21 protein-coding genes and 1 riboswitch are annotated in these 19,990 nt (G+C 74.8%); of the genes, 13 read left to right on the forward strand and 8 right to left on the reverse strand.

The features are described 5' to 3' along the window. The first annotated feature begins 59 nt into the window (after positions 1-59). A complete protein-coding gene (locus EDF38_RS11375; RefSeq protein WP_123355516.1) occupies positions 60-497 on the forward strand; it encodes a hypothetical protein in 438 nt (145 codons plus the stop codon). A 66-nt stretch (positions 498-563) separates the two neighbouring features. On the opposite strand, the gene EDF38_RS11385 is transcribed toward EDF38_RS11375, so the two are convergent. Further along, on the reverse strand, positions 564-1,355 hold the full coding sequence (locus EDF38_RS11385) for an SDR family NAD(P)-dependent oxidoreductase (RefSeq protein WP_123355517.1): 792 nt from the start codon (positions 1,353-1,355) through the stop codon (positions 564-566). 101 nt (positions 1,356-1,456) lie between these two features. On the opposite strand from EDF38_RS11385, the gene EDF38_RS11390 reads away from it, so the two are divergent. Together EDF38_RS11390 and EDF38_RS11395 are read left to right on the forward strand one after the other, a co-directional pair. Continuing rightward, positions 1,457-1,936: a MarR family winged helix-turn-helix transcriptional regulator gene (locus tag EDF38_RS11390; RefSeq protein WP_123355518.1), complete on the forward strand. Its 480-nt coding sequence runs from the start codon at positions 1,457-1,459 to the stop codon at positions 1,934-1,936. Between the two features lie 52 nt (positions 1,937-1,988). Then, positions 1,989-2,669, forward strand: coding sequence for an SDR family oxidoreductase (locus EDF38_RS11395; protein WP_199734708.1), 681 nt, complete (start codon positions 1,989-1,991; stop codon positions 2,667-2,669). A 22-nt stretch (positions 2,670-2,691) separates the two neighbouring features. Here EDF38_RS11395 and EDF38_RS11400 read toward each other — a convergent pair whose 3' ends face one another. Continuing rightward, positions 2,692-3,186, reverse strand: a complete 495-nt coding sequence (locus EDF38_RS11400; protein WP_304984656.1) for a MarR family winged helix-turn-helix transcriptional regulator — start codon at positions 3,184-3,186, stop codon at positions 2,692-2,694. Between the two features lie 198 nt (positions 3,187-3,384). Between EDF38_RS11400 and EDF38_RS11405 the strand changes: the two genes are divergently transcribed. From EDF38_RS11405 to EDF38_RS11435, 7 genes are read left to right on the forward strand one after another with little or no spacing between them, the layout of a single operon-like run. Then, a complete protein-coding gene (locus EDF38_RS11405) occupies positions 3,385-5,064 on the forward strand; it encodes an ABC transporter substrate-binding protein (RefSeq protein WP_123355520.1) in 1,680 nt (559 codons plus the stop codon). Positions 5,065-5,069: 5 nt separating this feature from the next. Next, positions 5,070-6,023: an ABC transporter permease gene (locus EDF38_RS11410; RefSeq protein WP_123355521.1), complete on the forward strand. Its 954-nt coding sequence runs from the start codon at positions 5,070-5,072 to the stop codon at positions 6,021-6,023. Next, positions 6,023-6,916 carry an ABC transporter permease gene (locus EDF38_RS11415; RefSeq protein WP_123355522.1) on the forward strand — a complete coding sequence of 298 codons (894 nt, stop codon included), beginning with the start codon at positions 6,023-6,025 and terminating at the stop codon, positions 6,914-6,916. The genes EDF38_RS11410 and EDF38_RS11415 overlap by 1 nt, the downstream gene beginning before the upstream one ends. Further along, positions 6,913-8,820, forward strand: a complete 1,908-nt coding sequence (locus EDF38_RS11420) for a gamma-glutamyltransferase family protein (RefSeq protein WP_123355523.1) — start codon at positions 6,913-6,915, stop codon at positions 8,818-8,820. The genes EDF38_RS11415 and EDF38_RS11420 overlap by 4 nt, the downstream gene beginning before the upstream one ends. Continuing rightward, positions 8,804-10,516, forward strand: coding sequence for an ABC transporter ATP-binding protein (locus tag EDF38_RS11425; protein WP_123355524.1), 1,713 nt, complete (start codon positions 8,804-8,806; stop codon positions 10,514-10,516). Before EDF38_RS11420 ends, EDF38_RS11425 begins: the two co-directional genes overlap by 17 nt. Positions 10,517-10,576: 60 nt before the next feature. Continuing rightward, positions 10,577-11,341 carry a GntR family transcriptional regulator gene (locus EDF38_RS11430; RefSeq protein ID WP_233572400.1) on the forward strand — a complete coding sequence of 255 codons (765 nt, stop codon included), beginning with the start codon at positions 10,577-10,579 and terminating at the stop codon, positions 11,339-11,341. Next, complete coding sequence (locus EDF38_RS11435) at positions 11,338-12,264, forward strand: acetamidase/formamidase family protein (RefSeq protein ID WP_123355525.1); 927 nt, start codon at positions 11,338-11,340, stop codon at positions 12,262-12,264. Before EDF38_RS11430 ends, EDF38_RS11435 begins: the two co-directional genes overlap by 4 nt. Before the next feature lie 15 nt (positions 12,265-12,279). On the opposite strand, the gene EDF38_RS11440 is transcribed toward EDF38_RS11435, so the two are convergent. The 5 genes from EDF38_RS11440 to EDF38_RS11460 all read right to left on the reverse strand — a co-directional run bounded on the left by EDF38_RS11440 (position 12,280) and on the right by EDF38_RS11460 (position 16,371). After that, positions 12,280-13,206 carry an ABC transporter permease gene (locus EDF38_RS11440; RefSeq protein WP_123355526.1) on the reverse strand — a complete coding sequence of 309 codons (927 nt, stop codon included), beginning with the start codon at positions 13,204-13,206 and terminating at the stop codon, positions 12,280-12,282. Further along, positions 13,193-14,230 (reverse strand): ABC transporter ATP-binding protein, encoded by a 1,038-nt coding sequence (locus EDF38_RS11445; protein ID WP_123355527.1) that lies wholly within the window; start codon positions 14,228-14,230, stop codon positions 13,193-13,195. Before EDF38_RS11445 ends, EDF38_RS11440 begins: the two co-directional genes overlap by 14 nt. Next, positions 14,227-15,315, reverse strand: coding sequence for a DUF2092 domain-containing protein (locus EDF38_RS11450; protein WP_123355528.1), 1,089 nt, complete (start codon positions 15,313-15,315; stop codon positions 14,227-14,229). The genes EDF38_RS11445 and EDF38_RS11450 overlap by 4 nt, the downstream gene beginning before the upstream one ends. A 144-nt stretch (positions 15,316-15,459) precedes the next feature. Beyond that, positions 15,460-15,801 carry an antibiotic biosynthesis monooxygenase gene (locus EDF38_RS11455; RefSeq protein WP_123355529.1) on the reverse strand — a complete coding sequence of 114 codons (342 nt, stop codon included), beginning with the start codon at positions 15,799-15,801 and terminating at the stop codon, positions 15,460-15,462. Positions 15,802-15,888: 87 nt separating this feature from the next. Next, a complete protein-coding gene (locus EDF38_RS11460; protein WP_123355530.1) occupies positions 15,889-16,371 on the reverse strand; it encodes an FBP domain-containing protein in 483 nt (160 codons plus the stop codon). Positions 16,372-16,422: 51 nt separating this feature from the next. Here EDF38_RS11460 and EDF38_RS11465 point away from each other — a divergent pair, with 51 nt between their 5' ends. Next, the gene (locus EDF38_RS11465; RefSeq protein WP_233572401.1) at positions 16,423-17,232 is read left to right on the forward strand and encodes a putative protein N(5)-glutamine methyltransferase; all 810 of its coding nucleotides are present in this window, start codon (positions 16,423-16,425) and stop codon (positions 17,230-17,232) included. 61 nt (positions 17,233-17,293) lie between these two features. Here the strand turns inward: EDF38_RS11465 and EDF38_RS11470 are convergent, their stop codons facing one another. Further along, positions 17,294-17,767, reverse strand: a complete 474-nt coding sequence (locus EDF38_RS11470; RefSeq protein ID WP_123355531.1) for a hypothetical protein — start codon at positions 17,765-17,767, stop codon at positions 17,294-17,296. Between the two features lie 123 nt (positions 17,768-17,890). On the opposite strand from EDF38_RS11470, the gene EDF38_RS11475 reads away from it, so the two are divergent. Both EDF38_RS11475 and gcvT read left to right on the forward strand, forming a co-directional pair. Beyond that, positions 17,891-18,352 (forward strand): SseB family protein, encoded by a 462-nt coding sequence (locus tag EDF38_RS11475; RefSeq protein WP_123355532.1) that lies wholly within the window; start codon positions 17,891-17,893, stop codon positions 18,350-18,352. Positions 18,353-18,483: 131 nt separating this feature from the next. Next, positions 18,484-18,587: riboswitch (glycine riboswitch) on the forward strand. 206 nt (positions 18,588-18,793) lie between these two features. Beyond that, positions 18,794-19,984 (forward strand): glycine cleavage system aminomethyltransferase GcvT, encoded by a 1,191-nt coding sequence (gene gcvT / locus EDF38_RS11480; protein WP_123355533.1) that lies wholly within the window; start codon positions 18,794-18,796, stop codon positions 19,982-19,984. Positions 19,985-19,990: the final 6 nt, after the last annotated feature.

Raw genomic sequence — 19,990 nt, forward strand, 5'->3', positions numbered from 1 at the left:
CCGCAGGTCGGTACGCGATCGTGACGTCGGCGGTGGCGTGGTCGTGGTCGGATGAGGGCATGGAGACGACGTGGCACCGTGCGGTCGCGGCCCTCGGCGGCCTGCTCGTGGCCGGGCTCGCCCTCACGGCCTGCGCGGGCGGGGCGACGGGCGGCGCGTCGGCGTCGTGTGCGGCCCCGACGATCGAGCTCGGCGACTCGCTCCTCGAGCCCGGGGGAGAGGTGCAGCTCTCGGTCGAGTGGATGACGCAGACCTGTGAGGACACCGGGGGCACGAACCGCGCCGCCGAGGACGTCACCGTCAGCCTCGTCAGCATCGCCGGCGGCGAGTCGGTCGTCCTCGGGCGCCCCGAGCCGACCGGCCCCCGCTCCACGGTCAGCGGCACGTTCGACCTGCCCGACGACCTCGCGGTCGGCCCTGCGACGCTGCGGGTCGCGTCGACGGGCGGCGACGAGACGAGCGCCGAGGCCCCGGTCACGATCACGCCCGCACCGTGACGGCCGCGGTCCGCCGCCGTGGCCGCCGCCGTGGCCGCCGCCGGGGGCCGCGCGGCCGCCCCGGGGTCACGTCGTCGTCGTGAGCACCCCGCCGTCGGCGCGGAGGGCGGCGCCGTTCGTCGCCGAGGCCAGCGGGCTCGCGAGGTAGGCGACGAGCGACGCGATCTCCGTCGGGTCGAGGAAGCGCTCGACCAGCGTCGTCGCGTTCTGCCCGATGACGGCGTCGCGGACCGCGGCGACCGGCGCCCCCTGCGCCTCGGCGATGCCCTCGACCGTGGCCGCGACGCCGTCGGACCAGGTCGGCCCGCCGAGCACCGTGTTCACCGTGACGGCCGTGCCGCGGGTCGTCTTCGCCAGGCCGTTGCCGAGGGCGATCACCGCCGCCTTGGTCACGCCGTAATGGACCATGTCGGCCGGGACCGACACCCCCGACTCGCTGCTGACGAAGACCACGCGACCGTGGCCGCGCTCGAGCATGCCGGGCAGCAGCGCGCGCGACAACCGCACCCCGCTCATGACGTTGACCTCGAAGTACCGCTGCCACTCGGCGTCGTCGACGGACCCGAAGGGCGCCAGCCCGAACAGCCCGACGTTGTTCACCAGCACGTCGACGTCCCCGAGCCGCCCGACGAGGCGTGCGACCGCCGCCGGGTCGGCGAAGTCGGCCGCGACGCCCGAGACCACGGCGCCGGGACGCTCGGCGCGCAGGCGGGCGACGGCCGCCTCCACCCGGTCGTCGGTGCGTCCGTTCAGCGTGACCGCGACGCCCTCGGCGGCGAGCGCCGCGGCGACGGCGTAGCCGATGCCCGCGGTCGAGCCGCTCACGAACGCGGTGGTGTCCCGCAGCTGCAGGTCCATGGGTCCCTCCGTCCCGGCGCGGAGGCGCCGATCACTTGCTGAGCAACTCACGCTAGCGAGCATGACTTGCTCAGGCAAGTCATCGACCGTACGCTCGGGGCATGACCCTCCGCCCCGACGACCTCGCCGCGTGGGCCTCGCTCGCCACCGTGCTCGAGCGGCTGCCCGCCGCCCTCGACGCCCAGCTGCAGCGCGACAGCGGCCTCACGCACTTCGAGTACGGCGTGCTCGTGGCCCTCGACTCGGCGCCCGAGCGCACCCTGCGCCTCAGCACGCTCGCGGCCTACGCGAGCTGCACCCTGTCGCGCCTGTCGCGGGCCGTCACCCGGCTCGAGCGCGACGGCCTCGTCGAGCGCTCGGTCGACCCGGGCGACGGCCGCTTCACGCTCGGCACCCTGACCGCCCTCGGGCGCGTGCGGGTGTCAGCCGCGACGCCGGGGCACCAGGCACTCGTGCAGCGGGTCGTCTTCGACGCGCTCACCGACCGGCAGGCCCGGCAGCTCGGGGCGATCGCGGGACGGATCGCCCGGGCCGTCGGCCCCGACGCCGTGTGGACGCCCCCGGCCCCGCCCCGCGCCTGACCTCGCCGGTCCCTCCCGGCGCGTCGACGGCCCTCGCGCGTACGGTCGACCCATGACCGAACTCAGCGGAGCCGTCGTGCTCGTGGCCGGCGCCTCCGGCGGACTCGGCTCCCGCGTCGCCGCCCGGCTCGCCGAGCGCGGCGCGACCGTCGTGCGGGCCGGACGTGCCGGCGGGGCCCTCACCGGGCCGGACGCCTACGTCGCCGACCTGCGCGAGCCCACCGGCCCGGCCTCGCTCGTCAGCGCGGCGCTCCAGGCCCACGGCCGGCTCGACGGCATCGTCGTCGCCGCGGGCGTCGTCGCCTTCGGCCCGGCCGACGCCGTGGCCGACGAGACGCTCGACGAGCTCGTGCAGACCAACTTCCTCGCGCCGGTCCGGCTGCTCCGCGACGGGGCCGAGGCGCTCGCCGCGTCCGCCGCCGACGGCCGCGAGCCGTTCGTCGTCACGATCAGCGGCGTCGTGTCGGAGTCGCCGACGGCGGGCATGGCCGCGTACTCGGCGTCGAAGGCCGGCCTGGCCGCGTTCGTGAGCGCCGCCTCCCGTGAGTTCCGGAGGCGCGGAGTGCGCGTGCTCGACGCTCGCCCCGGCCACACGGAGACCGGTCTCGCCGACCACCCCGTCGCGGGCACGGCACCGTCGTTCGGGGCGGCCCTCGACCCCGACGCCGTCGCGGAGCGGATCGTCACGGCGATCGTGGACGGCGAGAAGGACCTGCCCTCGTCGGCGTTCTGACCTGCGCGGCAGGCCCGCCCGGTCAGCTGGTGAACTCGGCCCCGAGCACGCGCAGCAGGTCGGCGAGCTGGTCTTGCTGCGTGCGGGTCAGCGACGAGAGCGGCGACTCCTCGGCGGCGAGCAGGTCGAGCATGGCGGCGTCGACGCGCTCGATGCCCGCCGGCGTGATGCAGATGCGGGCGGCACGGCCGTCGCGCGGGTCGGCCTTGCGCTCGACGAGCTGACGCTCGACGAGCCGGTCGAGGCGGTTGGTCATGGTGCCGCTCGTGACCATGGTCGCCGTGACGAGCTCCTTCGGGCTGAGCTCGAACGGCTCGCCCGCGCGGCGGAGCGTGGACAGCACGTCGAACTCCCAGATCTCGAGGCCCGAGTGGCTGAAGGCCTGGGCGCGCACCCGGTCGAGCCGGCGCGAGACGCGGCGCAGCCGCGAGAAGACGTCGAGGGCCGCGAAGTCGATGTCGGGGCGCACGCGCGCCCAGGCGTCGATGATCAGGTCGACTTCGTCGCTGGTGCTCACGGGGCTCGGTCCAATCGGGTCGGGGGCTCCTCCGATCATGCCCCCACCGGGTGCGGGTCGGCTGCACGACGCACGCCGCGGGGCGGGCCTCGAGCCTCGGACGTTTTACACGCCCGTAACACGATGTATACGAAAGCGGTCCTGTGGGGCTGATTGTATTCAATCCACCCCGCACCTCTCCCGAGCATTGGATCACGCATGCCTCGAACCACGTCCCCACGGCGCCTCCTCCCGGGTCGTCTCCCCTTCGGCCGCCGCCTCGCGCTGCCGGCCGCCGCGCTCGGGATCGTCCTCGCGGTGACCGGCTGCCAGCAGGTCCAGACCACCGAGGCGGCCGACCCCGGCACGCGCGAGGACATCTCGACCGCGCCGATCGGCGACGCCACGATCGTCGAGGGCGGCGACCTCGTCATGGCCCTCTCGGCCGAGCCCGACCGTCTCGACCCCACCACCTCGTCGTCGCTCTACACGCGCTACGTGATGGAGACGATGTGCCAGAAGCTCTACGACATCGACGCCGAGGGCGACATCGTGCCCATGCTCGCGACCGAGCTGCCCGACGTCAGCGACGACGGCCTCACCGTCACCTTCCCCGTGCGCACCGACGCGGTCTTCGCCGACGGCACCCCGCTCGACGCCGAGGCGGTCGTCACGACGATCCAGCGCGGCCTCGAGAAGGAGGACTCGTCGAGGCGCAGCGAGCTCGGCCCGATCACGGCCGTCACCGCCGTCGACGACGCGACCGTCGAGGTCACCTACTCCGAGCCGTTCGCCCCGCTCACCGCGGCGCTCGCCGACCGCGCCGGCATGATCATGTCGCCGACGGCCCTCGCCGCGGCCGGCGACTCGTTCGGCGACGCCCCCGTCTGCGTCGGCCCCTACAAGTTCGTCGAGCGCGTGCCGCAGACCTCGATCACCGTCGAGCGCGACCCGGGCTACTACGACGCCGAGTCGGCGCACTTCGACACCATCACGTACCGCATCATCACCGACGCCAGCATCCGCGCCGCCAACCTGCAGTCGGGCGACGTGCAGGTGGCCGACTCGATGTCGACGCAGGACGTCGGCACGCTCCGCGACGACGACTCGCTGACCGTGCTCGAGGTCGGCTCGCTCGGCTACCAGGGCCTCACCGTCAACATCGGCAACCAGGACGGCGTCGGCACCGACCCCGTGCAGATCGACACGCCGCTCGCGAGCGACGCCACGATCCGCCAGGCGCTCTCGATGTCGATCGACCGCCAGGCGCTCGTCGACACCGTCTTCGGCGGCCTGTACGACCCGGCCTGCTCGCCGATCTCGCCGAGCAGCCCGTACGCGACCGACGCCAGCGACGCCTGCCCCGAGACCGACCCCGAGGCGGCGAAGCAGATGCTCGAGGACGCCGGCGTCACGACGCCGCTCGCCATCGACATGCAGGTGAGCAACAACCCCGACACCGTCCGCTTCGCCCAGGCCCTGCAGGCCCAGGTCGCGGAGGGCGGCTTCGAGCTCACCATCACGCCGGTCGAGTACTCGACGCTGCTCGACGTGCAGACCGAGGGCGACTTCGAGGCGCTCCAGCTCGGCTGGTCGGGCCGCATCGACCCGAACGGCAACATGTACAACTTCCTCGCCACGGGCGCCGGCAACAACTACAGCGGCTACAGCGACGCCGAGGTGGACGAGCTGCTGGGCGACGCCGCGGCGTCGACGGACGTCGACGAGCGCGCCGACCTCTACGGCCAGGTCGTCGAGAAGGTGCAGGAGGACGCCCCGATCATCTACCTCTACCGCGTGCGCAGCCTCACGGCGCTGTCGAACGACATCGCCGGGGTCTCGACCTACGCCGACGGCGTGGTCCGCCTGAGCGACGCCGCCTTCGTCGAGGCGAGCTGACCGACATGACCCGGTACCTCCTCACCCGCCTGTGGCAGTCCGCCGTCACGCTCGTGCTCGCCTCGGTCGTCGTCTTCGTCGGCGTGCGCCAGCTGCCGGGCGACCCGGCCCTCGCCCTGGCGGGCGAGGAGGCCAGCGCCGAGCAGCTCGCGGCGATCCGCTCCGAGCTCGGGCTCAACGACTCGCTCGTGGTGCAGTACCTCCGCTTCGCCGGAGCGTTCCTCCGCGGCGACATCGGCGAGTCGACCCGCACCGGCACGCCGGTCACCGAGCTGATCGGGGCGACCCTGCCGGTCACCCTCTGGCTCGCGCTCTACGCCATCGTCGTGGCGGTCGTCGTCGGGGTGGCGCTCGGCGTGCTCGCCGAGCGCCACCGCGGACGCTGGCCCGAGTGGATGGCCAACGCGGCCGCGCTGGTCGGCCTCAGCGTGCCGAACTTCTGGCTGGGCATCCTCGCCATCCTCTGGCTGGCGGTCGGGCTCGGCCTGTTCCCCGCCTCCGGGTACGTCCCCGTCAGCGTCGACCCGTGGCAGGCGCTCGTGCACCTCACGCTGCCGGCGCTGATCCTCGGCACCTCGCTCGCGGCCGTGATCATGCGGCAGACCCGCGCCTCGATGATCGAGACGATGAAGACCGACTACGTCCGCACGGCCCGGGCGAAGGGCCTCGGACGGCCGCGCGTGCTGCTGCGCTACGGGCTCCGCAACTCGATGATCGTCGTCGTGACGATCGTCGGCCTGCAGCTCGGCGGCCTCATCTCGGGCGCCGTCGTCACCGAGCGCATCTTCGCGCTGCCGGGCTTCGGCAAGCTCACGCTCGACTCCGTCTTCACCCGCGACTACCCGGTCGTGCAGGCGGTCGTGCTCGTCATCACGCTCGGCTACATCGTCATCAACCTGGTCGTCGACGTGCTCTACAGCGTCCTCAACCCCCGCATCCGAGTCGGAGGAGCCTCCTGATGACCGTCGTCGAGACCCCCACGCCCAGCACGGCCGAGCTGGGCTCCGCCCGGGGACGCGTCTGGGGCCAGCTGCGCCGCAACAAGCTCGGCATCGCCGGCGCCGTCATGCTGCTCGTCGTGGTCGCGGCGGGAGCGCTCGCCCCGGTCATCGCGCCGTACGGCCCGACCGAGGTGCACTTCGACACCCCGTTCCAGCTGCCCGGCACCGTCGGGTTCCTGCTCGGCACGGACGACCTGGGCCGCGACATCCTCTCGCGCACGGCGTACGGCATCCGCGTCTCGCTCGTCGTCGGGGTGCTCAGCGTGCTGCTCGCCGTCGTGGTCGGCACCCCGCTCGGCCTCGTCGCGGGCTACTGGCGCTGGCTCGACGCGATCGTGTCCCGGCTGACCGACGTCATGCTCGCGTTCCCCTTCCTCATCATCGCCGTCGCGCTCGCCGCCATCAGCGGCCCGAGCCTCGGCAACGCGGTGGTCGCGCTCGGCATCGCGCAGATCCCGACGATGATCCGCGTGGTGCGCGGCGAGACGATGCGCATCCGCTCGACCGACTTCGTGCTGAGCGCCCGCACGATGGACGCCACGGGCCTCCGCGTGATCTTCCAGCACGTGCTGCCGAACTGCGTCTCGGCGATCATCGTCCAGGCGACGGTGATCATGCCGGTCGCGGTGATCGGCGAGGCCCTGCTGTCGTTCCTCGGGCTCGGCATCCAGCCGCCCACCGCGAGCCTCGGCATCATGCTCTCCGACGCGCAGCAGTACCTCGCCCGGGCGCCGTACGCGGCCGTCGTGCCGGGCGTCGCCATCGCCGTCATCTGCCTCGGCTTCAACCTGTTCGGCGACGCCCTCCGCGACGCGCTCGACCCCACCTCCAGCGAACGGAACCGACCGTGACGTACACCGCGCCTCCGGCGTTCACCACCCGCCCCAACCTCGTCGGCACCTTCGGCATGACGGCCTCGACGCACTGGCTGGCCACCGCCTCGGCGCAGGCGGTGCTCGAGCGCGGCGGCAACGCCTTCGACGCGGCCGTCGCGGGCGCGTTCGTGCTGCACGTCGTCGAGCCGCACCTCAACGGGCCCGGCGGCGACATGACCGCCGTGTTCGCCACGGCCGCCGAGCCGGACCGTCCCGTCGTGCTGATGGGCCAGGGCCCCGCGCCCGCCGCCGCGACCGTCGAGCACTACCGCGCCGAGGGCCTCGACCTCGTGCCGGGCTCGGGGGCGCTCGCCGCGGCCGTGCCGGGCGCCGTCGACGCGTGGCTGCTGCTGCTCCGCGACCACGGCACGTGGGAGCTCGCCGACGTGCTCGCCTACGCGATCGGCTACGCCCGCGACGGCCACCCGCTCACGGCCCGTGTCGCCGCGACGATCGAGACGGTCGCGGAGCTCTTCACCGAGCACTGGCCGACCTCCGCCGACCGCTGGCTCGTCGACGGCGCCGCCCCCGCGCCGGGCAGCACGGTCACGAACGAGGCGTACGCCCGGGTCCTCGACGGACTGGTGCAGGCCGGAGGCGCGGTCCCCGCCGCCGCCGCCGACGCCGCCCCCGAGGCGGTCGCCGCCGTCCGTCGTGCCCGCGTCGACGCCGCCCGCACCGAGTGGGCCGAGGGCCTCGTCGCCCGGTCGGTCGACGCGTTCGTGCGCACCCCGCACCGCCATGCGAGCGGGACCGACCACGCCGGCGTGATCCGCGCCTCCGACCTGGCGGCCTTCCGGGCCAGCACGGAGGAGGCGGCCACCGTCGCCTTCCGCGGCCACGTCGTCGCCAAGACCGGCGCCTGGGGCCAGGGGCCCGCGCTGCTCGAGGTGCTGGCGATGCTCGACGCGCTGCCGGACGAGCTGCTCGACCCGTCGACCGTCGAGGGTGCCCACACGGTGCTCGAGGCGCAGAAGCTCGCGATGGCCGATCGTGAGGCCTACTACGGCGACCACGACGTGCCGCTCGACCGGCTGCTCTCGGCCGAGTACGCCGCCGAGCGCCGCGCCCTGATCGGACCGCGGGCGTCGCTCGAGCTGCGACCCGGCAGCGTGGGAGGCGCGGGTCGCCTCCCGGCCCTCCGCACCGAGCACGACGCCGGTGCGGCCTCGGGCGTCGGGGAGCCCACCGTCGGGGCGTTCGAGGCGGTCGCCCCCGTGGTGCCGGCCGACGACTCGGCCGAGGGCACGGAGCACGGCACCGACCCCGTCGTCGCCCCGACGGGCGAGGCCCGCGGCGACACCTGCCACCTCGACGTCGTCGACCGCTGGGGCAACATCGTCTCGGCGACGCCGTCGGGCGGCTGGCTGCAGTCGTCGCCGACGATCCCCGAGATCGGCTTCTGCCTCGGCAGCCGGCTGCAGATGGCGTGGCTCGAGGAGGGCACCGCCTCGACACTCGAGCCCGGCAAGCGCCCCCGCACGACCCTGACGCCGACCCTCGTGCTTCGGGACGGCGAGCCGGTCGTCGCGCTCGGCTCGCCCGGCGGCGACCAGCAGGACCAGTGGCAGCTGCTCTACCTGCTGCGGACGATCGTCGGCGGCTGGAGCCCGCAGCAGGCGATCGACGCGCCGGCCCTGCACACGACGTCGTTCCCCGGCTCGTTCTGGCCGCGCACCTGGACGCCGGGCGGCGTCGTCGTCGAGGACCGCCTCGGCGACGACGTCATCGCCGGCCTCGAGGCCCTGGGCCACCGCGTCACCCGCTCGGGAGACTGGTCGCTCGGCCGCCTCTCGAGCGTCACCCGAGACCCCGCGACCGGCGTGCTGGGCGCCGCCGCCAACCCCCGAGGAGCGCAGGCCTATGCCGCAGGACGCTGAGACCGAGACGAGCACCGTGACCGAGACGAGCACCGTGACCGAGACGAGCACCGTGACCCAGGCGAGCAGCGAGGCCGCGACGGGAGCCCTGCTCACCGTGCGCGACCTGACCGTCGCGTTCGGCTCGACCGAGGTCGTGCACGGCGTCGACCTCACGGTGGGCCGCGGCGAGCGGGTCGCCATCGTCGGGCAGTCCGGCTCGGGCAAGTCGACCGTGGTGGCCGCCGTGCTGCAGCTGCTGCCGGGTGCGGGCCACGTGACCGGGGGCAGCATCCGCCTCGGCGACGACGAGCTGACCGGCGCCGGGGAGGCGCGCATGCGGCAGGTGCGCGGCGCGCGCATCGGCCTCGTGCCGCAGGACCCGTCGACGAACCTCAACCCGTCGATGACGGTCGGGGCCCAGATCGCCGACGCCCTGCGGGCCGGGGGAGCCCGGGGCCGGGCCGTCGTCGGGCGCCGCGTCGTCGAGCTCATGGCCGAGGCGGGCATCCCCGACGCCGAGCGCCGAGCGGGCCAGTACCCGCACGAGTTCTCGGGCGGCATGCGCCAGCGCGTGCTCATCGCGATCGCCCTCGCCCGCGACCCCGAGCTGCTCATCGCCGACGAGCCGACGAGCGCCCTCGACGTGACGGTGCAGCGGCAGATCCTCGACCACCTGCAGACGCTCGTCGACGCGCACGGCACGTCGCTGCTCTTCATCACGCACGACCTCGGCGTCGCCGCCGACCGCACCGACCGCATCGTCGTCATGCTCGACGGCCGCGTCGTCGAGCAGGGCACACCGCGGCAGATCCTGCTCGACCCGCAGCACGAGTACACGAAGCGCCTCGTCGCGGCCGCCCCCACGGTCGCCGCGGCCGCCGCCCTGCGGGACGACGAGGCCGTCGGCACCGGACCGGGGGAGGCGCGCGCCGACCCCATCCTCGTGGTCGCCGACCTGGTGAAGGAGTACCGCCTGCGGGGCCGACGCGGCGAGACCGTCCGCGCCGTCGACGGCGTCTCCCTCGAGGTGCCGCGGGGCACGACGACGGCGGTGGTGGGCGAGTCCGGCTCGGGCAAGACCACGCTCGCGCGGATCGTCCTCGGCATCGAGGCGGCCACGTCGGGCACGGCGCTCGTCGACGGCGAGAGCATCACCGCCAGCCGCGGCGCCGCCCGCCACGCCCTCCGTCGGCGCGTGCAGCCGGTCTTCCAGGACCCGTACGGCTCGCTCGACCCCACCTACAGCGTCGAGCGCCTCGTCGACGAGCCGCTGCGCATCTTCGGGGTCGGCGACCGCGCCGCGCGCCGCGAGCGCGTCGCCGAGCTGCTCGACCAGGTCGCCCTGCCGCGCTCGGTGGCGCAGAGCCGGCCGAACGAGCTGTCGGGCGGGCAGCGGCAGCGCGTGGCGATCGCCCGGGCGCTCGCCCTCGAGCCCGAGCTGCTCATCTGCGACGAGGCGGTCTCGGCGCTCGACGTCCTCGTGCAGGAGCAGATCCTCGACCTGCTCGCGGAGCTCCAGCAGCGGCTCGGGCTGAGTTACCTGTTCATCACCCACGACCTCGCGGTCGTGCGCCAGATCGCCCATAGTGTGGTCGTCATGCGGCAGGGCCGCATCGTCGAGCGCGGCAGCGTCGACGACGTCTTCCTCGCCCCGCAGGACGAGTACACCCGCAAGCTGCTAGGAGCGATCCCCGGTGCCAGCCTGGTCGTCTGACCTGATCCCGACCTCCCCGGCGCGCGCCTCCGCCGCTCCCTCCCCGGCCGGCGGCGGCGCGTGCTGAGCATCGTCGACGCCGTGCGGGCCGACATCGTGGCCGGCGTGCTGCAGCCGGGGACGCGCATCACCGAGGCGGCGCTGGCCGAGCGGTACGGCGTCTCGCGCGTGCCGGTGCGGGAGGCGCTGCGCGGGCTCGAGGCCGAGGGCTTCGTCGAGTCGCGGCCGAACGTCGGGTCGACGGTCGCGGCCATCCCGGTCGACGAGGCCGACGACCTCTTCGCCGTGCGCGAGGCGCTCGAGATCGCGACGGCCCGCCGCGCGGCGCTGCGGGCCCGCTCGCTGTTCAGCAGCGACGTGCCGCCCGACGACTGGTGGCGGGTGCGGCGCGGCCTCGAGCAGATCCTCGACGACGGCGACGCGGCCGTCGAGCGCGGCGACCTCGACCGGCTCGTCGAGCTCAACGAGCGCTTCCACCTGGGCGTCGCCGAGCTGAGCGGCAGCACGACGCTCGGCACCCTGCTGCGCCAGCTCTCGGCGAAGATCGAGTGGCTGTACGCCCTCGACGCGTTCTCGCGCGGCAAGCGCCTCTGGCCCGACCACCGCCGCATCCTCGCGGCCGTCGACGCCGGCGACGTCGACCGCGCCGCCGAGCTGATGGGCTGGCACGTCCGCGAGTCGCGCCTCGGCTACCTCAGCCGCACCGCGCCGCGCGAGGTCGTCGACGAGCTGCGGTCGACGCCGCCGGTCGTCGTGCCGTCGGCCGCGGCCGCCGCCGCCGCCACGGGTGCGACCCCGGTCGGGGCGGCAGGGTCCGCGTCGTGACCCGCCACGTGCTCGAGCCCACGGCCGAGACGGCCCACGACTGCTTCTCGCGCGACCACGCGCCCGTGCTCACGATCGAGCCCGGCGACGAGGTCGTCGTCCGCTCGCTCGACGCGTCGGGCCACCTCGCCCCCCAGACCGTGCCGGGCGAGGTCGTGCCGCGGCTCTTCCCCGAGCCGCGGGGCCACGCCCTCACCGGGCCCATCGCCGTGCGCGGCGCGCGACCCGGGCAGATGGTCGGCGTGACCTTCGTCGACCTGCGCCCCGACGACTGGGGCTGGACCGTCGCCGGCGGCCGAGAGACCCCCGTGACGACGCGCCTCGGCCTCGTCGACGTCGACCCGGCCTGGCTGCTCTGGCGGATCGACGCCGAGGCGGGCGTGGCGGTCGAGAGCCGCGGGCCGCGGGTGCCGACCGCGCCCTTCCTCGGAGTGACCGGCGTGGCCCCGGCCGAGCCGGGCGAGCACTCGACGATCCCGCCGCGCGCCGAGGCCGGCGGCAACGTCGACTGCCGCGAGCTGGTCGCGGGCTCGACCCTCTGGCTGCCCGCGCAGGTCGACGACGCCCTCCTGTACCTCGGCGACGGCCACGCCGCCCAGGGCGACGGCGAGGTCGGCGGCACGGCGATCGAGTGCGGCATGACCACGGAGGCGCGGATCACCCTGGCCGACGCCCGCCCGCTGGCCTCGGTGCACGCCGAGACCCCGGCCGGCCGGGTCACGTTCGGCTTCGACGCCGACCTCGACGTGGCGTCGGGCGACGCGCTCGACGCGATGGTGACCTGGCTGGCCGAGCTGCTCGACGTCGACCGGGCGACCTCCCTCGCCTTCGCCAGCGCCGTCGTCGACCTGCGCGTCACGCAGGTCGCGAACCAGACCTGGGGCGTCCACGCCCTGCTGCCGACCGGCGCCCTCGGCGTCTGACCGTCGCGGCCGGCCTCAGCTCAGGACGTCCTTCGTCGTGAAGCGCCCGATCGCGAGCGCGCCGAAGACGAGCACGTAGCCCGCCTGCAGCAGGGCGTTGTCCGCGAAGGCCGACCACGAGACGGGGTCGCGCATCAGGTCGGCGAAGCCGAGCCAGTAGTGCGTGAAGAGCCACGGGTCGAGCACGTCGAGCTGCGGCAGCGCGTCGACGATCTGGGCCACGGTCGAGAGCACGATGGTCGCGGCCATCGCCCCGACCGGCACGCTCGTCAGGGTCGAGACGAAGAGGCCGATCGCGCTGAGCCCGAGCAGCGACACCGTCACGTAGAGCGCCATGAGCAACAGGCGCCCGGCGTAGTCGCCGAAGCCGATGGTCTGTCCCGACAGCAGGGTCACGGGCCCCACGGGGAACAGCGCCGCCCCCGCGATCGCCCCCACGACGACCACCGTGAGCGTGCCGACGAGGCAGAACAGGGCCGCACCCGCGTACTTCACGAGCAGGAGGCGCACCCGGCCCACCGGGGACACCAGCAGGTAGCGCAGGGTGCCGAGCGACGCCTCCCCGGCGATGGTGTCGCCCGCGACGACGCCGACGGTCAGCGGCAGGAAGAGCGGGATGGCGACGGTGAGCGCCGTCAACGAGACGAACAGGCCGTTCTGCGTGATGTCGCCGAGGAAGGCCGGACCGCGCCCCGAGTCGCTGCCGGTGGTCACGCGGACGGCGACGGCCAGGAGGATCGGGATGAGGGCGAGCGCCGCGAGCAGGGCGATCGTCCGCACGCGCCGGAAGAGCACGACCACCTCGCTGCCGAGGAGCGCGAGGCCCGAGCCGCGACGCTCGGGCGCCGCGGCCGAGGCGCCGACGACCGCCGCGCCGCCGGGGTCGGAGCCCTCGGGCGCAGGGCCGTCCGGGGCCGAGGGGAAGCGGTCAGCCGGCGACATCGAAGCCCTCCCCGGTCAGGTCGACGAAGCGGTCCTCGAGGCTGGCGCCGGCCACCTCGAAGCCGCGCACGCGCACGTCGTCGGCGACGAGAGCCGCGACGATCGCCTCGGGCGTGAGGCCCTCGACGGTGAGCTCGGCCTCGACGCGGGCCGAGCCCGTCGCGGTCTCGGGCGGCTGCAGGTGGCGGTCGCGCGCCTCCGGCCGGAGCCCCAGGCGCACGAGGACGTCGTGGGCGGCGTCGGGGTCGGGGGTGAGGACGCGGACGCGGTGGGCGCCGAGGGCACGGAGGTCGTCGAGCGTGCCCTGCGTGAGCAGCCGGCCCGCGCTCATCACGCCGATGTGCGTGCACATCTGCTCGACCTCGGCCAGGAGGTGGCTCGAGACGAAGATCGTCGTCCCGTCGTCGGCGAGCGACCGCACGAGACTGCGGACCTCCCGGGTGCCCTGCGGGTCGAGGCCGTTGCTCGGCTCGTCGAGCACGAGCAGGTCGCGGGGCATGAGCAGGGCGTTGGCGATGCCGAGGCGCTGCTTCATGCCGAGTGAGTACGCGTGCGCCTTCTTGTCGGCGGCGTGCCCGAGGCCGACCCGGTCGAGGGCCGCGGCGACGCGGGCGCGACGGGACGAGGCCGGTGCTCGTCGGTCACCCGAGTCGAGGCGCACGAGGTTGGCCCGGCCGGAGAGGAACGGGTAGAACGCCGGGCCCTCCACGAGTGCGCCGACCCGGGGCAGGACGTCCCGGGCTCGGTCGGGCATCGACCCGCCCAGCACCCGGATGTCGCCGCTCGTCGCCGACGTGAGCCCCAGCAGCATGCGGATCGTGCTCGTCTTGCCCGAGCCGTTCGGCCCGAGGAAGCCGTAGACGCTGCCGACCGGCACGGCGAGGTCGACGTCGGCCACGGCACGCTGCTTGCCGAACGCCTTCGTGAGGCCGGTGGTCTGCACGGCGAGCGACGGGTCGGCCCCGACGGAGGGCGATCCCGCGGCCGGTGCCGGCCCCGACGGACGGGCGGACGGGGCGGTCACCGACCGGCGACCGCCGCCTGGAGGGTCGCCGCGTCGACCGCGCCGGCCCAGACGCGACCGTCGTCCCCGAGGTAGACCGAGAGCAGCGACGTCTCGACGACGCGGCCGCCGTCGACCGCGGTGGTCATCTGGTCGAGCAGGCTCGACGCCTCGTCCGACGCGGAGGCGCCCGTCGCGGCGGGCACGCTCGTGCCGACGACCGTGCTCCAGCCCGAGCCGACGACGACCGGCGCGTCGCCGGCGTCGCGAGCCGCGTGCGCACGGTCGTGCGCCCCGTCGGGTGCGGCGACCTCGGTGACCTCGGCGCCCGCCGGCGGCGTGAAGTCGAAGACGGAGGAGGCGGGGGCCGAGAAGTCGACTGACGTGAAGCCCACCGACACGGCCGGGTCGGCCTGGCCCTTCGCGGCGACGACCACCTTGAGCGGCACGCCCGTCTCGCTGTCGACCGTGAGGGTCGCGCTCGCGACGAGGGTGGCGTCGTCCTTCGGCGTGAGCACGACCTGGTAGGCCGAGCGGCCTGCGACCTCGACGTTGTCGGTCGCCGTCACCGTCGTGGTCGGCTCGACCGCGGCGATGAGGGCCGCGGCGAGCTCGGCGGGGGTCTGCGGCACCGCGGTGCCGTCGGGGAGGACGGTGGGCACCTCGACGCCGCTCGTGTCGGGCAGGGTCAGGTGGGTCGCCTCCTTCGAGGACGAGTCCCAGCCCCAGACGCTGGTGCCGTCGCGGACGACGTCGCGCTCGGCGAGGTCCTCGACGAGCTGGACGCGCTGCTTCGAGGCGCCGTCGACGAAGACCTTCGCCGTGTGGCTGCCGGTGAGCAGCTCGAGGGCGTCGGCCGTCGAGTCGCCGCCCGCACCGCCCTGGGCGGACGCGGGGACCTCGGGCAGGCCGAGGTCGCTCGTCTGCTCGACGGTGCCGGAGAAGGCGGTGCCGCCGCTCGACGCGGCGAGCTCCAGCACCTGCTGGGGGCTCTTCTCGGGCAGGACGACCTCGGCGTTCGCCGAGACCGCGGGCACGACGATGCCGGCGGCGACGACCGCGACGGGGACGGCGGCGGCGAGGGACCAGCGGGCTGACTTCTTCATGGTGATCGAGACCTCTCGTGTCGGACCCGGACGGGTCGACGACCAGGGCGGCAAGCTACGCGCGAAGCCTGGAAGCGACTGGGGACGCCGGTGCTCGTCGTTCGACGTCGAGCGACCCGCCCCGAGGCGTCGGCGGCCGCGTGGTCAGAGCTCGACGACCTCGAACTCGAGCAGGTCGGCGCCGGTCGCGACGGGGCGGCGCGGCGCGTCGCCCTCACCGGCGCCGTCGGCCTGCCCGCCGTGCCCGGCAGGCGGGCCGGAGTGAGCGGCCGCGGCCCCGTTCGCCGACCAGGCCTGGAAGGCCTGTTCGTCGGCCCAGGTCGTCACGACGAAGTAGCGCGTGTCGCCCGACACCGGGCGCAGCAGCTGGAACCCCTCGAACCCCGGTGCGCCGTCGACCGCGTGCTTGCGCGCCGCGAAGCGCGACTCCAGCTCGGCGCCCGAGCCCTCGGGGACGTGGATGGCGTTGATCTTGACGACGGACACGGTGGCTCGCTCTCGGTCGGGGGTGGGGGATCGGTCAGGAGGCGCGGTGCGCGACCACGAGGTCGCCCCCGTCGCCGGGACGGCCGCTCACGCCGTCTTCATCACGGTCTGGGTGAAGCCGCGCACGCGGTCGGCCAGGCCCGAGGCACGCCGCTCGATCTGCTCGGGCGGGTTGAGGTGCGGCGGCGCCACCCGGATGAGGATCGAGCAGGCCAGGTCTTCGCAGATGTAGGTGCCGACGGTGTTGCCGTCGAGCCCGGCGTCGCCCGCCTTCGGAGCCGTGAAGAGCCGCACCTGCGTGGCGGGCTGGGGCGAGTGGCAGAGCGAGCACATCGCGGCGATGCCCGGTCGCAGCGACGACCCCGACGACCGGACGACGAGCCCGACGGGTCGGTCGTCCATCCAGTGCACGATGTAGCCGCGCTGGTGGGCCTGCGGGTCGCGCCAGCCGAGGAACTCGCGGTCGGGCCAGAGCATCTCGTGCAGGCCGGGGATCGGCAGGCGGTCGAGGTCGCCCGGCAGGGCGTTGACGAACGACTCGCGGATGTCGTCCTCGGTCAGCGGCTTCATCGATCTCCCTCGGGCCGTCGGCGGCGTGCCGCGTCAGCCTACGCTGGCCCCGTGACGGACGACGGGGGCACGGCGGCGGGCGACCGGGGCGACCTGGGCGCGATCACGTCGCGGCTGCGGGCGGCGGGGTGCGTGTTCGCGGAGGAGGAGGCGCGCCTCCTCGCGTCCTCCGCCGCCGGCGCCGCCCTCGCCCGGCTGGTCGAGCGACGGGTGGCCGGCGAGCCGCTCGAGCAGGTGGTCGGCTGGGTCGCGTTCGACGGGCTGCGGGTCGTCGTCGAGCCCGGCGTCTTCGTGCCGAGGCGCCGCACCGAGCTGCTCGTGCGCGTCGCCGACCGCCTGTTGGCCGGTCGCGCCGAGCCCGTCGTCGTCGAGCTCTGCTGCGGCGTCGCCGCGGTCTCGGCCGCGCTCCTGGCGCGGCGGCCGGGGCTGGAGCTCGTCGCGGGCGACCTCGACCCCGCGGCGGTGCGCGGCGCCCGCCGCAACCTGGGCGACCGCGCGCTCGTCGTCGGCGGCGACCTCCTCGACGAGGTGCCCGCCCGGCTCCGCGGCGAGGTCGACGTGCTCGTCGCGAACGCGCCCTACGTGCCGACCGCGGCCATCGCGACGATGCCGCCCGAGGCGCGGCTGCACGAACCGGCCCTCGCGCTCGACGGCGGCGCCGACGGCCTCGCCCTGCACCGTCGGCTGGCCGCCGCGGCGCCGGGCTGGCTGCGGCCCGGAGGCGTCGTGCTGATCGAGGCGAGCGAGCGGGGCGCGGGGGCCACCGCCGCGCTGCTCACGGCGGCGGGGCTGACGGCCGAGGTCGTGCACGACGACGACCTCGACGGCACGGTCGTCGCGGGCACCCGGCCCCTCATCTGAGGTCGGGCCGGATCGGGTCGGCCGTGCCGCCGACGGGCGGGACCGGGGTGCGTCCGGCGGCCTAGACGTCGACCGGGGAGACCCTCGTGACCGACGGGGCCTCCGGCGTGCCGCCGATCTCGCAGGTGAAGGCGGAGGCGACGCGGCCGTCGTCGAGGTGGCCCAAGCGCACCTCGACGACGGCGCCCGTGGCGGAGTCGCGCACGTCGTCGTCCTGGTAGTCCCAGGCATCGTCGAGGTAGGGCAGGTCGGGGTACTCGGCCTTCACGGCCGCCAGGCAGGCGTCCCACGCGGGCGGGGCCTCGTGCGCCTCGGCGGTGGCCGGTGCCGGGGGAGTCGTCGTCGGGATCGGGGTCTCGCTCGCGTCCGCGCCCGTCGTCGTGAGCGGCGTCGCCGTCGAGACGAGGGGGTCGGAGGCGGTGGTCGACGCCCCCTGCCCCGGTCCCGAGGCGCCGGGCTCGGCACCGGCGCAGCCGGCGAGCAGGAGGACGGCGGTGAGGGTGCTGGCGACCAGCAGAACGGCCTTGGAGGGCACGGACGGGCTCCTGACGGACGGGTACGGGAGGCTCAGGGTAGCCCTCGCCGTGCGGCCGGCGCCATCACCCGTCCGGGGCGCGCCACGGAGGCGACACGGAGGTTCGCCGGGCAGGCTGGTCCGATGACCGCTACAGAGAACCGCGAACCGACCGCCCTCGAGCAGGCCATCAGCAAGGGCCAGGCAGGAGAAGGAGACATGAACTCCGTCCTCGCCGAGTTCGTGAACGCCGAGGTCGTCGTGCCGACGGCCACCGATGCCCAGTCGTCGCTGAACGACCTGCAGCCCGTGCTCTTCGACCGCGAGGGCACGCCCATGCTGGCTGCCTTCACCCACCCCGACATGATCGGCGAGCAGGTCAAGGGCGTCGCCGGGTTCTCCGCGACCCTGCCGGCCGCCGAGCTCGTGCAGGCCATCCCGCCGCAGACCGGCCTCGTCGTGAACCCGGGCAACCGCGAGGGCTTCGAGATGCTGCCCGAGGGCGTCGCCCAGCTGGCCGACGACGTGCGCCAGCTCGTCGCGGCCCACGAAGCCGCCGGCTCGCCCGAGCCCGGTCAGCCCGGAACGGCCACGCCCGTCGTCTGAGGCACCGCCCGTCGACCTCCGACGCCCCCGTCCGCGCCCCGCGCCGACGGGGGCGTCGTGCTTCCGGGACCCGAAACACGACCGTCACACGTCGGCTGTAGGCTGACCGGCACAACCGAACATCGGGCCACGAACACGTCGCGGGAGAGCTCCGGTGCGCAGATGATGCGCCGACCGGGCACCGAAGGAGCAAGCTCCCCGCCAATCTCTCAGGTACGCGTACCGCGACGGACTGGCCGCTCTGGAAAGCAGCGTCGACGACCCCGCGTCGTGACGCTCGCCCACGGTGAAAGCCGACCTCGGTCGGTGAAGCTCTCAGGCCCACGACAGAGGGGGAGCCCGGCCGCGACGCGCGGTCGAGCCCGCCCGCCGTGCCTCGCCGCACGGCTCCGTCCCCGGCCGAGACCCCGTCACGGCCCGTCCGCCCCGTCAGGAGCCTCGATGTCCGACGCCACCTCGAACGTGCCCGCCGCCCCCGCGCCGACCGACGCCGACCTCGCCGACGCCGACCTCGTCGGCACCGACGAGCCCGACGAGCGCCTCAGCCCGCTCCACGAGGTCCACGTCGCCGCCGGCGCCTCCTTCACCGACTTCGCCGGCTGGCAGATGCCGGTCCGGTACAGCAGCGACCTCGCCGAGCACCACGCCGTCCGCTCCGCCGCAGGCCTCTTCGACCTGTCGCACATGGCCGAGATCGCCGTCTCCGGCCCGGAGGCCGGCGCGTTCCTCGACCAGGCGCTCGCCGGCACGCTGTCGACGATCGCCGTCGGCCGGGCGAAGTACTCGCTGCTGCTGAGCACCGAGGGCGGCATCGTCGACGACCTCGTGGTCTACCGCCTCGACGACCACGACTACCTGGTGGTCGCCAACGCGTCGAACCGCGACGCCGCCTTCGCGGCCCTCGCCGGCCGGGCGCACGGCTTCGACGTGACCGTCGACGACGAGAGCGACGACACCGCGCTCGTGGCGATCCAGGGCCCCGAGTCCGAGGGCGTGCTCGACGAGCTCGTGGCCGCCGACCGCCTCCACCCCGACGAACCCGTGTCGTCGCTGCGGTACTACCGCGTGCTGCAGGGCACCTTCGACGACTCGCCCGTGCTCCTGGCCCGCACCGGCTACACCGGCGAGGACGGCTTCGAGATCTACGTCGACCCCGAGGTCGCCCCCGCCCTCTGGTCGGCCCTGGTCGACGCCGGCGGGCCGCGCGGCCTCGTCCCGGCCGGCCTCGCCAGCCGCGACACGCTCCGCCTCGAGGCAGGCATGCCGCTCTACGGCCACGAGCTCGGCCTCGACGTGCGCCCGGCCCAGGCGGGCCTCGGCCGCGTCGTCGACCTCTCGAAGGACTTCGTCGGACGCGCCGGCGTCGAGCCCGTTCCCGGCTCGCGCGTGCTCGTCGGCCTCGCGCTCGAGGGTCGTCGGGCCGCCCGGGCCGGGTACGCCGTCGTCACCGACGACGGCACCGTCGTCGGCGAGGTGACGAGCGGCGCCCTGTCGCCGACCCTCGGCCACCCCGTCGCCATGGCCTACGTCGATCCCGACGTCGCCGACCGCGGGCCGGCCCTCGCGGTCGACGTCCGCGGCACCGCCGTCCCGGCGAGCGTCGTCCCGCTCCCGTTCTACAAGCGCTCCTGACGCCCG

Origin of the sequence: Frigoribacterium sp. PhB160 (assembly GCF_003751785.1) — a bacterium.
Classification (GTDB): domain Bacteria; phylum Actinomycetota; class Actinomycetes; order Actinomycetales; family Microbacteriaceae; genus Frigoribacterium.